This window comes from Deinococcus seoulensis (assembly GCF_014648115.1).
GTDB classification, from domain to species: Bacteria; Deinococcota; Deinococci; order Deinococcales; family Deinococcaceae; genus Deinococcus; species Deinococcus seoulensis.
This window is the reverse complement of sequence record NZ_BMQM01000003.1, coordinates 126,056-138,587: the sequence shown is the minus strand read 5'-3', so window position 1 is coordinate 138,587 and position 12,532 is coordinate 126,056. Positions and strand designations below refer to the sequence as shown.

Sequence of the window (12,532 nt, the reverse complement as noted above, 5' to 3'; positions counted from 1 at the left end):
AGCGACTGAGGGCTGTGGCGGCGTGTGCCGTGCTGGGCATGGCTGGTCTGAGCGGTGCGGGTGCGGTGGGGATGACCCTGCCCGCACCGCCTGCGGGGCCGCCCGCGCAGGTGGGGGGCCTGCGGGTGTGCGAGCGGGGGGACACGACGTTCCTGCTGGACCGCTCGGGCCGGGTGCGGAGCCTGACGTACGCGCGGCTGGTGCCGGACAACACGCTGCGGGTGCGGCAGAGTTACGACCGGGCGGGGCGACTGACGGGCCTCAGCGTGAGCTGGAGTGGCTTCGCGGGTCGCCTGCTGGACGTGCGCGGGTCGTTCGACGCGCGGGGGCGACTGGTGAAGGAAACGGGGTTCCGCGCGCGGGGTGTGACGACGCCGCTGAGGTCGTACCTGCGGGCGGCGCCGAAGGGGCTGACATGCTGAAACGGGTGATGCTGGCGCTGCTGCTGAGTGCGCCGCTGTCGGGTGGTGCGGCACTGGCGGGCGGGCTGAGTGGTCCGGTGGGCCTCTCCCCTGCCGCGTCCGCGCGGGCGGTCGTGAGCGGGAACGACGCGGCGATGGGAGGGTGGCGGGCGTTCCAGGGCTCGTCGATGGGGTGCATCATGGACGCGTTCTTCGACGTGCAGACGTGGACGGACGCGCGCGGCACGGTGCGGCGGCTGGTGCTGCGCGCCGCGTCCGGCTGGAACCCGGACCGGACCGAGCAGCGCATCGACTGGGACGACGCGGGCCGCCCCCGCGCGTACTCGTGGGTGCTGCGCCGCACGCCCGGCCAGGACACAGTGGCCGCGCGGATCGAACGGCTGATCGGCCCGGACGGGCAGGTCGTGCAGACCCGCGAGTGGGGCGACGTGCACCCCGAGCACCGCGTCCCCTGGCCGACCCTGGAACGCGAACTGCGCCCCGCCGAGCTGATAGAGAGGTTCACTTGCCCGCCGCTGCCCATCCCCTGACGCTGCCGCTGCTGGCGGGCGCGCGGCGGGCGCTGGCGAAGGCGATCACGCTGGTCGAGTCCACGCGGCCCGAGCATGAGGCGCAGGCGCAGGCCCTCCTGTCGGAGGTGCTGCCGCGTGCGGGGCGGTCGGTGCGGATCGGCCTGACGGGCGTGCCGGGCGTGGGCAAGAGCACGTTCATCGAGGCGCTGGGGGTGCGGCTGGCCGACGCGGGGCACCGGGTGGCGGTGCTGGCCGTGGACCCCAGTTCGGCCCGGACGGGCGGCAGCATCATGGGTGACAAGACGCGCATGCCGCGCCTGACGGTGCATCCGAATGCGTTCATCCGCCCCAGCCCCAGCGGGGGCACGCTGGGCGGCGTGGCGCGGCGCACGCGCGAGTCGATCACGCTGTGCGAGGCGGCGGGTTTCGACGTGATTCTCGTGGAGACGGTGGGTGTGGGGCAGAGCGAGACGCAGGTGGCAGCCATGACGGACCTCTTTCTCCTGCTGACCCTCCCGAACGCGGGGGACGAGTTGCAGGGCATCAAGCGGGGGATCATGGAACTCGCGGACGTGTGCGTGGTGAACAAGGCCGACGTCAGCCCGCAGGCGGCGGTGCGCGCCCAGACGGAGTTGCGCACCGCGCTGACGCTGCTCACCCCGCATGACGCGCCGTGGCGACCCGTGGCACTGCGGGCCTCCGCGCTGACCGGTGAGGGGCTGGACGCGGTGTGGGCGACCGTCGAGGCGTACCGCGCCGCCGTGAACCTGCTCGAGAAACGGCAGCGGCAGGCGGCGCAGTGGTTCGACGAACTGCTGCGCGAGGCGGCGTGGCGGGCGTTCCAGGCGGGCCTGGACGGCGCGCAGTTGCAGGCACTGCGGGCGGACGTGGCAGCGGGGCGGTTGACGGCGGTGCAGGGCGTCGCGGCGCTGCTGGGTGGTCCCGCCCCTACTCCCCGGAGCTGACGCTCAGGTCCATGCTGGGCGTGGCGGGCGACACCCAGGGGTTCCCGCGGATCGTGAAACGCCACGGGAGGTTGCGCCCCTCGCGGATGCCGATGCGGGCGGTGACCTGCACCATCTCGTCGGGGAGGGGTGCGGGGGGCGGCAGGAGGTGGAGCTCCGGGGCGTTCACGGGCCGCCCGCTGATCCGGGCGGGGTCCAGGCCCAGGGCGTACACGAGTTTGGCGGGGCCGTTCGTCAGGTCGCGTTCGCGGGTGACGGGCCGGAAGGTCAGCATGTGCCCCAGTCCCTCCAGGGGTTCGATGGCGCGGATCAGGACGCTGGCGGCCACGCCCTGTTCGCGGCAGGCGACCTGCAGCAGCGGGTGGCCGTGCGCTGTCCAGAACAGCCACGTGCCGGGCGGGATGGCCATGTCGGCACTGCGGGCGGCGTGGAAGCGTCCGGCGGTGCAGGCGGGATCGCGGGGGCAGTCGTAGGCTTCGAGTTCCACGATGGTTCCCATGAGGCTGATTCCCACGGTGCTCTCATGGTCGGGCAGGCGGCGGACCAGGGTGCCGCCCAGCAGGTTCCGGGCGATCTGCACGGGATTCCCGTCGAAGTGGGCGGGCGGCAGGGGTGCGGTCATGCGCCGAGCCTACCGCGCGGTCAGTGCGGGTGGCCTTCAGGGAACCGCCTCATGACCCTCATGAGCGCTGGGTAAGGTGACGGGCCGCCCCCGTGACCACCGGTCAGCCAGGGGGGTCCATCCGCCTCTCCGCGCGGCGCGTCCCGGCCGTCACACCGGACCGGTCCACGGCCCGGCAGGGTCACCGGGCACGCCAGACGGACCGTTGCCTTTCACGTCGCGCAGAGCGGCGCCCGGTCATCCTGCCCCGCAGTGCCCACCCGACTCCCGGACGCCCCGACTGCCGCGACCCTGACCCTGGAGGTTCATTCCGTGGTTCTTTACCTTTCCATGGCCATCATTGCCATCTGCGTGCTGTGGGGCCTGCTGAATCCAGACGGGTTCGGTGCGGCCGCCACCGCCGCCATGAACTTCACCACCGAGAGTTTCGGCTGGTACTACCTGCTGGCCGTGCTGGCCTTCCTGATCTTCTGCGTGTACCTGGCGTTCAGCCGTCACGGCAGCGTGAAACTGGGCCGGGACGACGAGGAACCCGAGTTCAGCCGCTCCTCGTGGTTCGCCATGCTGTTCAGCGCCGGCATGGGCATCGGGCTGGTGTTCTGGGGCGTGGCCGAGCCTGTCTCGCACTACCTGACCCCGCCCGGCAACGTGGAAGCCCAGACGGCCGACGCGGCCCGCACGGCCCTGAAGTACTCGTTCTTCCACTGGGGCCTGCACCCCTGGGCGATCTACAGCGTGGTCGCGCTGAGCATCGCGTACTTCTCGTTCCGGCGGGGCGAGAAGGCCCTGATCAGCCGCACCTTCCGGCCGCTGCTGGGTGACCGGGTCGAGGGTCCGGTCGGGAAACTGATCGACGTGCTGGCGATCATCGCGACCGTGTTCGGCGTGGCCGCCTCGCTGGGTTTCGGGGCGGTGCAGATCAACAGCGGCCTGAACAGCGCCTTCGGCCTCAGCGTGGGTGTGCCCACCCAGCTGACGATCATCGGGGTGGTCACGGTCCTGTACCTGATCAGCGCCTCGACCGGCCTGACGCGGGGCATCCAGATTCTCTCGAACACCAACATGGTGCTGGCCGCGCTGCTGATGCTGGCCGTGTTCGTGCTGGGCCCCACGCGCTTCCTGCTGGAGACCTTCACCACCAGCGTCGGCGGGTACGCGCAGGACCTCATCAGCATGAGTACCCGCCTGACCCCGTTCAGCGGCAAGACCTGGGTGGGCGGCTGGACGCTGTTCTACTGGGCGTGGTGGATCGCGTGGGCGCCGTTCGTGGGGCTGTTCATCGCGCGCATCTCGCGCGGGCGGACCATCAAGGAGTTCGTGACCGGCGTGCTGCTGGTCCCCAGCCTCGTGAGTTTCGCGTGGTTCAGCGTGTTCGGCGGCAGCGCCCTCCAGAAATCCCTGACTGGCGACAGCGCGGTCATGGACGCCACGAAAGCCGACGTATCCACGGCGCTGTTCGCGCTGCTGGGGCACTTCCCGCTGAGTGGCGTGCTGGTCGTCCTGGCGACCCTGCTGATCGCGTCGTTCTTCATCACCAGTGCCGACTCGGCCACGTACGTGCTGGGCAGCCTGTCCAGCGAGGGCAGCGAGAACCCCAGCGGCCGCGTGAAGCTCGGCTGGGGCGTGTTGCAGAGCCTGATCGCGGTGGCGTTGCTGCTCAGCGGCGGCCTGAGCGGGTTGCAGAACGCCAGCATCGTGGCGGCCCTGCCGTTCAGCGTGATCATGCTGGGCATGTGCGTGTCCCTGATGCGTGCCCTGCAGAGCGAGAACCGCACGCCCCGCCCCACCAGAACGGCGCCCTCCCCTGCCCAGGCCTCCCCTGCCCAGGCCTCCCCTGCCCAGGCCTCCCATGCCACGGCCTCCCCCGCCGATCCCGCCCGGCCGGTCACTCCACCCACTCCCTGACCCGTAGCTTCATGCAGGCGGGGCCACCTCCATCTCCCGGAGGCGGCCCCGCCTTTCTGTTGCCTGTTGTCTGTTGTCTGTTGTCTGTTGTCTGTTGCCTGTTGCCTGTTGCCTTCGCTGCGCCCCACTACTTCCGGATCATCCGGAAACGCCGTGACAGGCGGTCCTCGCGGGTGGCGACCTCCTGAAGTTGCGCGGTCGTGACCTCCTCGACCGTGATGAACGCCTTGGGGTACGTGCCCTCGACGACGCGCAGCGCGGCGCGGAGTTTCTTGCGGGCAATCACGCTGAACATCACGCGGACCTCGCCGTCGCGGCCGCTGGCGTTCACGGTCGTCACGAAGAACCCGGCCTGCCGCAGCGCGTCGTGCACGTCCGGGGCGCTGACGGGCACGATGACGCGCAGCACGACCTTCCCGACGGCCAGCCAGCGTTCGATGTTCGCGCCGAGCATGGTCCCGGTGGCGTACCCGCCGGCGTACGCCACGAACTGCAGTGGGCTTTCCAGTTTGCCGAGCACCTGCGCGGCCGCCGCGAGCCAGATGATGGACTCGAAGAAACTCAGGACGCCTGCCATGCGGCGTTTCCCGCGGACCAGCATCCCGATCCGCAGGGTGCCCAGCGACACGTCTGCGATTCTGAGGGCGAAGATGAGCAGTGCGCCCATCAGCATGTCCAGGGTCAGGCCTTCCACGCCCGCAGCCTAGGTAAGGCCCGTATGAGAAGGGTCAGCGGCGCGACACCAGCAGGGTCAGCCCGCAGGCGGCCGTGCTCAGCCCCAGCGCACTCCACTGGACAGGAGACAGAGGCTGTCCCAGGACCAGTTGCAGCGTGCTGTGCGACACCGACACGGTCCACAGGGTCAGCATGACCGGCCACGTCGGCCACGCGCCGGGAACCGCGCGCGTGCGCCACACGTTCACGGCGGTCCAGATCAACCCGGCGACCGGCAGCGCCGCGAGGACCAGCCGCGCGGCCCGGTCGTCCGGGATGATCAGCAGGGACACGGTGTTCGCCGCCACGGCGAAGGTCAGGATCACCAGGAACAGGGCGCCCGTGCTCACGCTGGGGGCCGGGCCGGAGTGTCCGGAATCAGTCATGCGGTCAGCGTACCCCGGCGTGCAGCAGGTCCTGCTCGTAGATGCGGCGGACGGTGGTGTCGATGTCGGGTTCGCGGACGGTCAGGTCACGGATGGGCGCGTGGGCGGTGATCAGCGCGATGGGCGCGGCGGCCGGGCCGTGAAAGGCGTACACGGCGCGCACGCCGCCCGCGTTCAGCAATTCCAGGCCCGGAATGCGCGGGTCGGCGGGCGGCGTCTCGTAGTCCACCTGCACCTCGCGCGCGCCGCCGTAACGGGCTTGCAGGTCGTTCAGTTGCCCGTCGAACAGCAGTTGCCCGTGGTCGATGATCATGACGCGCCCGGCGAGGCGTTGCACGTCGGTCAGGTCGTGCGTGGTGAGCAGCACGGTCACGCCACGTTCCCGCGCGGTGTGCGCCACGAACTCGCGGACGCGTTCGCGGGCGATCACGTCCAGGCCGACGGTGGGTTCATCCAAGAACAGCAGTTCCGGGTCGTGCAGCAGCGCGGCGGCCAGGTCGGCGCGCATGCGCTGGCCCAGGCTCAGGGAGCGGGCGGGTGTGTTCAGGAACGGCCCGAGGTCCAGCAGGTCCGTGAACAGCGCGAGGTTCTCGCGGAAACGACCCTCCGGTACGCGGTACACGTGGCGCAGCAGTTCCAGGCTCTCGCGGACCGGCAGGTCCCACCACAGCGTGGTGCGCTGCCCGAACACCGCGCCCAGCCGCGCGACGTGCTCGCGGCGGTGCTTCCAGGGGGTCAGGCCGCCGACCGTGACCTCGCCGCTGTCCGGGACGAGCAGGCCGGTCAGGACCTTGATGGTGGTGCTTTTGCCCGCGCCGTTCGGGCCGAGGTACCCGACGATCTCGCCGCGCCCGACGCTGAAACTGACGTCCCGGACGGCAGTCATGATGCCGGTGGCGGGTGACAGCAGGCCGCCCTGCCGGACCCGGAAGGATTTACTGAGGTGCTGAACTTCGATCATGCTTGAACTCCTGCTCTGAACCCCGCTGCGCTGAACGCCCGTTCTGAAGGCACGCCCTGCCCGGCTGTGGGGTGCGGGGCGTTCAGGGTAGCGCGGGGCGGGTAGGACGCGCGGGTCACGTGCCGGTTCCCTGGTAGTGGCGCACCCCGAACCGGAAGAAACCGAGGGCGGCGCCCAGGGCCAGCAGGCCCACCGGGAGCGGCAGCAGCGCGGCCCAGTCGGGCAGGCCGTCCGGGAGGGGGCGGCCCAGGACACGCAGCACCGGGAAGTACGACAGGAACGCCGCCGGGATGATGAACGTGAAGGTGCGGCGCAGCGCGCGCCCGTAGATGTCCATGGGGTAACTGATCAGCGTGCGGCCCCCGTACGTCAGGACGTTCATGGCTTCCACGCTGTCCACCGTCCAGAAGGTCAGGGTGCCGCCCACCACGAACAGCGCGCCGAAAAAGGCGATCATGCCCAGCACGGCCCCCAGCAGCAGCAGGCACGTCTGCGGGTTCAGGGACAGTCCGGCGTGCGTCAGGCCGTACCCGGCGATGGCGGCGGCCAGTCCGACGCGGGCCACGCGGCGCAGCGCGAAATCCGAGGCGAACACCTGCAACGTCAGCGGGGCCGGGCGCAGCAGGAAGGTGCTGAACGTGCCGCTCCGGACGTGCCCGGACAGGTTGGGCGCGTCGAAGCCGCCGAAGAGGATGTCCATCAGCACGAACGCCAGTTCCGCCAGGCCGTACAGCAGGCACACCTCACCCAGCGTCCAGCCGCTGAGGCTGCCGAAGCGCGGCAGGACCAGCACCAGCGCGGCGAACTCGGCGGCGGTGATCAGCAGGGTGCCCAGCGAGTCCAGCAGGAACGACGTGCGGTACGCGCCCTGCGACCGGACCTGCGCGCCCAGCAGCCGGAAGTACAGGCGGGTGTGGTGGCGCAGGCTAGCCACCGGCGACCTCCAGCCGCCGCAGTCCGCGCCGCAGCGTGAAGGTGGTCACGGCCAGCAGCGCGCCCGTCCAGGCGAGCTGCGTGCCCAGCGCCACCCACGCGCCGGGGCCACTCCTGAGGCCCAGCCAGAGTTCCACGGTGGTGTTCAGCATGGACGGAAAGGGCGTGCAGGCCAGCGCCGCCTGCGCCCACGCCGGGAAGAACGCCAGCGGCATCAGGAACCCGCACCCCAGGCCAAGCAGCGCCCACGCGAACCGGCCGAATCCGGCGGCGTCCGGGGACCAGAACGCCGCGCAGTTCACCAGAAAGCGGAACAGGAACCCGCACGCCCAGGCCAGCGCGGCACTCAGGATCGTCTGCGTCCACGCGAGCGGCCCGGCCGGCCAGTGCAGCCCGCCGCCCGTGAACGCCGCGCCCAGCTGAAAGATCAGCAGCATCGGAAGGCCGCGCAGCGCGAACTGCGCCGCTGCCCGCCCGGCGTCCTGCGCGGCCCAGAAGCCCAGCAGGTTCATGGGGCGCAGCAGGTCCGTGCCGATCTCGCCCCGGTGAACGGTGCGCATGAAGTCCGTCCAGCCGAACAGGGCCAGCGCCATGATGAACGCCTGCATCAGCGCGGTGTACGTGACGGCGTCGGTCACGCTGTACCCGGCCACCTGCGGCCGCGCGCCGAACAGCGCCACGAGCACCGACACCCGCAGCAGCCCGAAAAACGCGTTGGTGACGACGCCCCACAGGGCCGCCTGCGGGTACGCGAAGGGCCGCCGGAAGCCCAGCCGCGCCACGGCGGCATACAGCGCCACGCCGGAACCGGCCGCGCCCGCGTGACGCTGCGGGGCGGGCGGTGATTGAATGGTCATACAGTCTCCCCCTCTCCAGAGACCGGGCGTCCTGCGTGCAGGCGTCCCGGTTGCCGAACTGGAAGCGGTCAGCCTACCCGAGCGGTCCCGCAAGCGACATACGCCGCATGGCAGAGGGCACGCACGCGGGGCCGGGCAGGCGCGGTACGCCCGGCCTCCCTCCCCCATCCATGCCCCCACCCTCTCCCCCACCGGGGAGTTCCGGGCGCGCCGGGGGCCGGGCGGGCCGCAGGGGGTACGCTGGGCAGACAGCGGTTCCGTCTGACCGGGGATGCGTGCCTGGGCAGGTACTGCGGGGCCGCTGTCTTCCTGCCTGAATCACGGCGCACCGGAAGTTCCCTGCCACGCCACTGCCCCTCACCCACCCGCACGAACCACCGGCCGCACGCGCCGGAACAGGAGGCACACCATGATGGACATCTTCAACATGCTCGGAGGAATGGGACAGGCCCAGCAGACCGTCGCTCAGAACACCGGCGCGAACCCCGGCCAGTCGCAGGCGGCCATCGAGGCGGCGCTGCCGCTGCTGCTGGGCGCCCTGACCCGCAACGCCGCGCAACCCGGCGGCCTGGACGCCCTGAACGGCGCCCTGAGCCGCCACGACGGCAGCGCCCTGGACGCCTTCACGCAGGGGCAGACGCCCGACACGCAGGACGGCCAGAAGATCCTGGGGCACGTGTTCGGCGGTCAGCAGCAGCAGGCGGCGCAGGCGGTCAGCAAACGCGCCGGGATCGACCCGCAGATGGCGATGCAGATCATGAGCATGCTGGCCCCGCTGGTCCTGGCCTACCTGAGCCGCCAGAAACAGGGACAGGGCGGCCAGGGTGGCGGCGCGGACCTGGGCAGCGTCCTGGGTGGCCTGCTGGGCGGCGGCGCGGCCGGCGGGCTGGGCGGCCTGCTCGGCGGGATGCTGGGCGGCGCACCCGCGCAGGGCCACCAGAACAGCGGCGTCCAGAACCAGTCCGCGCAGAACGGCGGGCTGGGCGGACTGCTGGGCAGCGTGCTGGGCGGCGCCGGGCAACCGCAGGCACAACCCACCCAGGCGGGCGGCGGACTGCTGGGCACCCTGAACAACGCGCTGGACAGCGACGGTGACGGCAGCGCCCTGGACGACCTGATCGGCATGTTCGGCGGCGCGCGCCGCTGAGGCGAGGCCGCACACACGCCTGATACGGACTCCGATTGAGCGGTCTTTGCAGCCCATTCAATCGGAGTCTGTATCAGTTATCCGTGCGTTCGCGTGAGCGGGGCTGGTAGCCGGGCGGGGTGTCGCTGCCGCCCGCGAAGAGGCTGGTGGTCAGGTAGCGGGCGCCGGTGTCGCAGGCGATGGTCGCCACGCGCTTTCCGGGGCCGAGGCGGCGGGCGACGTCCAGCGCGGCCCAGGCCATGGCGCCGCTGCTCATGCCCACGAAGATGCCTTCCTCCTGCGCCAGTCGGCGGGCCAGCGGGTAGGCGTCTTCCTCCCAGACCTGCACCACGCCGTCCAGAACGCTGCGGTCGAGGTTCTGCGGAATGAAGCCGGGTCCCATGCCCTGGAAGCCGTGGTCGCCGCGTTCGCCGCCGCTCAGGACGTTGCTGCGGGCGGGTTCGCAGGCGATGATCTGCACGTCCGGGTTCATGCGTTTCAGGTAACGGCCCACGCCGCTGATGGTGCCGCCGGTGCCGCTGCCGTACACGAACGCGTCGATGCGGCCGTCCATCTGCTCCCACAGTTCGGGGCCGGTGGTGGCCTCGTGCACGGCGGGGTTGGCGGGGTTGGTGAACTGGCCCATCATGACGGCGCCGGTGCGTTCGGCGATGGCTTCGGCTTCCTCGATGGCGGCCAGCATGCGGCGCTGCGGGTCGGTCAGGATCAGTTCGGCGCCGTAGGCGACCAGGGTGCGTTTGCGTTCCTCGCTCATCTGGGCGGGCATGCACAGGATCAGTTTGTACCCCTTGGCGGCCGCCACCTGCGCCAGCCCGATGCCGGTGTTGCCGCTGGTGGGTTCCACGATGGTCCCGCCGGGTTTCAGCAGGCCGCGCTGTTCGGCGTCCTCGACGAGGCCCAGCGCGGTGCGGTCCTTGATGCTCCCGCCGGGATTCTGGCCTTCCAGTTTCACGAACACGTCGGCCATGTCGGGGCCGGTCACGCGTTTCAGTTGCAGCAGGGGCGTGTGGCCGATGAGCGACTCGATCATGCCGCCCAGGATAGGCCCTGCGCGGCGCGGGAATCGGGGGGAAGCAGACAGGGGCGCCCCACAACACAGGGAGCCGCGCACCCATCACGGCGCGCGGCTCCCCGCCTCCTCCTCTGGTGCTTAGCGGGGAGGCTGGCTGTCCGGGGCGTCCTGTTCGGGCAGGGCGGCCTCGCCGGTCGCGTCGGGGCGGCTGGCCAGCGGGTCGATGTGCGGGGTTTCCTTGCTGACGCTGCTGACCAGGATGTCCAGCACGTTCCCGTCGCGGGCGGCCTGCACGGCGCGGTTGGTGACGATCTCGCCGATGTTCAGGATGATCGAGTCGTCGGGTGCGAGGATCACGCGGGTCACGGGGCGGCCCAGGGCGTCGCGGACCTTCTGCTCCTCGGCTTCCTGCTGGCGCTGGTCGATGACCTCACTGGCCTGCTCGCGCTTGTCGCCCAGCCAGTTCCTGGCGCGGTCGAGCAGGTTCCCGGCGCCCTCGCTGACGCTGGCCAGTCCGCCCGCGACGGCGGCCCCGGCAGCGGGTCCGGACGTGCCGGCGGCGCCGCCGGTCGTGGCGTCGATCAGGGCCTGCTGCACGCCCAGGTGGCGGGCGCGGTCGGCGATGGCCTGCGTCACGATCTGACCCTGCGCGGCCACGAGGCTCCCGCCGGGCGCGCGGACATCGCTGCGGACGCGGCGTCCCACCGCAGCTTCCAGGGTGTTCGGGTCCAGGGCGGCGCGTTCCCGCAGGCCCTGCACGCCGCTCCCGATGGCCCCGCCGGTCGCGGCGGCGGTCAGGGCGGCCAGTCGGCCGGTCTGCTCGGCGCGGTCCGCCTGGAAGGTGGTGATGGTCGCGCCGGCGGGCACGATGACCTCGCCCGCGTCGGTGCAGATCTCGCTGCTGGCGGTCTTGCCGGTCACGTAGGCTTTCTGACGTTCGGCGGTGGCGTCCTTCACGTCGGCGTAGGATTCCTGCACGCGGTCACGGGCGCTGCCGTACGCGTCGGCGATCACTCCGCCGGTCGCGGCGGCACTCAGCGCGGCGAGTTTCCCGGCGGTTTCGGCCTCGTCGGCGTGCGCGGCGGTGATGGTTTCGCCCTGCGCGACGATCAGGTGGCCGTCGGCGGTGATGTCACTGCCAGCGGTCTTGCCGGTCACGTAGGCTTTCTGGCGTTCGGCGGTGGCGTCCTTCACGTCGGCGTAGGTTTCCTGCACGCGGTCGCGGGCGCTGCCGTACGCGTCGGCGATCACTCCGCCGGTGGCGGCGGTGGCCAGCGCGGCGAGTTTCCCGGCGGTTTCGGCCTCGTCGGCCTGGGCGGCGGTGATGGTTTCGCCCTGCGCGACGATCACGCGGCCGTCCTCGGCGGTGATGTCACCCCCGGCGGTCTTGCCGACCACGTACTCCTTCTGGCGTTCGCGGGTGGCTTCCGCGATGTTCCCGTACGCACCTTTCACGCTGTCGGCGGCGTCGTAGTACACGCCTGCCACGCTCTGCCCGGCGGTCTGCAACGCGCCGCGCAGGCCACCGTCGTCCTGTTCCTGCATGGCGTTGGCGACCTCGACCGGCACGATGGCGGTGTCCACGCCGATCTGCACGCTTTCCGGGACGGGCACGAAGGTCCGCCCGCTGCTCAGGTCGGCGAACAGGCCGCCGGTCGCCTCGTAGCCTTCCACGCGGCCCGTGTATTCGTCGAAGAACACGTCGGCGATCTTCCCGAGGTTCTGGCCGTCGGTGGTCATCAGGGTCAGGCCGATCAGGCTGCTCTTGCTGTCCAGCGCTTCTTTCAGGCGGCCGTCCTCGCGGGTGGTGGTGACGGCGTCGGGCGCGCCGACCATGATGGCGTCCTCACCGATCGAGCGGATCTCGCCGAACGGCACGGCCTTGGCGGCACTGAACCAGCCGCCCTCGTCGACCAGCAGGCCCAGGACCTGATTGGCCTGATGGTCGAAGATCACGTCGTGGACGGTGTCGATTCTCTCGCCGCTGCTGACGGCGATGATGGGACGACCCAGAATTTCCTTGCCTTTAATCATGTGAGAACTCCGGTGAACTGCGGTGACGCCGAGGGGGGGGGATGGGGGAGGCGCCGGGTGAG

Annotated in this window: 13 protein-coding genes; 5 read left to right on the top strand and 8 right to left on the bottom strand. The window is 71.1% G+C overall.

Features of this window, described 5'->3' with window-relative positions; translation table 11 throughout:
* The first annotated feature begins 71 nt into the window (after positions 1 to 71).
* From IEY70_RS04015 to meaB, 3 genes are read left to right on the top strand one after another with little or no spacing between them, the layout of a single operon-like run.
* Complete coding sequence (locus IEY70_RS04015) at positions 72 to 422, top strand: hypothetical protein (protein ID WP_189063710.1); 351 nt, start codon at positions 72 to 74, stop codon at positions 420 to 422.
* The gene (locus tag IEY70_RS04010; RefSeq protein ID WP_189063709.1) at positions 416 to 952 is read left to right on the top strand and encodes a hypothetical protein; all 537 of its coding nucleotides are present in this window, start codon (positions 416 to 418) and stop codon (positions 950 to 952) included. The genes IEY70_RS04015 and IEY70_RS04010 overlap by 7 nt, the downstream gene beginning before the upstream one ends.
* Positions 928 to 1,899, top strand: coding sequence for a methylmalonyl Co-A mutase-associated GTPase MeaB (gene meaB, locus IEY70_RS04005; protein ID WP_189063708.1), 972 nt, complete (start codon positions 928 to 930; stop codon positions 1,897 to 1,899). Before IEY70_RS04010 ends, meaB begins: the two co-directional genes overlap by 25 nt.
* On the opposite strand, the gene IEY70_RS04000 is transcribed toward meaB, so the two are convergent.
* Complete coding sequence (locus tag IEY70_RS04000) at positions 1,883 to 2,521, bottom strand: DNA-3-methyladenine glycosylase (RefSeq protein ID WP_189063707.1); 639 nt, start codon at positions 2,519 to 2,521, stop codon at positions 1,883 to 1,885. The genes meaB and IEY70_RS04000 overlap by 17 nt on opposite strands.
* 252 nt (positions 2,522 to 2,773) lie before the next feature.
* On the opposite strand from IEY70_RS04000, the gene IEY70_RS03995 reads away from it, so the two are divergent.
* Positions 2,774 to 4,426: a glycine betaine uptake BCCT transporter gene (locus IEY70_RS03995; protein ID WP_229777605.1), complete on the top strand. Its 1,653-nt coding sequence runs from the start codon at positions 2,774 to 2,776 to the stop codon at positions 4,424 to 4,426.
* A gap of 127 nt (positions 4,427 to 4,553) precedes the next feature.
* Here IEY70_RS03995 and IEY70_RS03990 read toward each other — a convergent pair whose 3' ends face one another.
* The 5 genes from IEY70_RS03990 to IEY70_RS03970 form a co-directional block, all read right to left on the bottom strand.
* Positions 4,554 to 5,120, bottom strand: a complete 567-nt coding sequence (locus IEY70_RS03990) for a DUF2179 domain-containing protein (RefSeq protein ID WP_229777604.1) — start codon at positions 5,118 to 5,120, stop codon at positions 4,554 to 4,556.
* 34 nt (positions 5,121 to 5,154) lie between these two features.
* Entirely contained in the window at positions 5,155 to 5,526 is a 372-nt protein-coding gene (locus tag IEY70_RS03985) for a hypothetical protein (RefSeq protein WP_189063706.1), read from the bottom strand.
* Between the two features lie 4 nt (positions 5,527 to 5,530).
* Positions 5,531 to 6,487 (bottom strand): ABC transporter ATP-binding protein, encoded by a 957-nt coding sequence (locus tag IEY70_RS03980; protein WP_189063705.1) that lies wholly within the window; start codon positions 6,485 to 6,487, stop codon positions 5,531 to 5,533.
* Positions 6,488 to 6,602: 115 nt separating this feature from the next.
* Entirely contained in the window at positions 6,603 to 7,421 is an 819-nt protein-coding gene (locus tag IEY70_RS03975; protein ID WP_189063704.1) for an ABC transporter permease, read from the bottom strand.
* Positions 7,414 to 8,277, bottom strand: coding sequence for an ABC transporter permease (locus IEY70_RS03970; RefSeq protein WP_189063703.1), 864 nt, complete (start codon positions 8,275 to 8,277; stop codon positions 7,414 to 7,416). The genes IEY70_RS03975 and IEY70_RS03970 overlap by 8 nt, the downstream gene beginning before the upstream one ends.
* 409 nt (positions 8,278 to 8,686) lie before the next feature.
* Between IEY70_RS03970 and IEY70_RS03965 the strand changes: the two genes are divergently transcribed.
* Positions 8,687 to 9,424: a DUF937 domain-containing protein gene (locus IEY70_RS03965; RefSeq protein ID WP_189063702.1), complete on the top strand. Its 738-nt coding sequence runs from the start codon at positions 8,687 to 8,689 to the stop codon at positions 9,422 to 9,424.
* Positions 9,425 to 9,497: 73 nt separating this feature from the next.
* Here the strand turns inward: IEY70_RS03965 and cysK are convergent, their stop codons facing one another.
* Both cysK and IEY70_RS03955 read right to left on the bottom strand, forming a co-directional pair.
* Positions 9,498 to 10,454 (bottom strand): cysteine synthase A, encoded by a 957-nt coding sequence (cysK, locus tag IEY70_RS03960; RefSeq protein ID WP_189063701.1) that lies wholly within the window; start codon positions 10,452 to 10,454, stop codon positions 9,498 to 9,500.
* A 120-nt stretch (positions 10,455 to 10,574) separates the two neighbouring features.
* A complete protein-coding gene (locus IEY70_RS03955; RefSeq protein ID WP_189063700.1) occupies positions 10,575 to 12,470 on the bottom strand; it encodes a PRC-barrel domain-containing protein in 1,896 nt (631 codons plus the stop codon).
* Positions 12,471 to 12,532 lie beyond the last annotated feature (62 nt).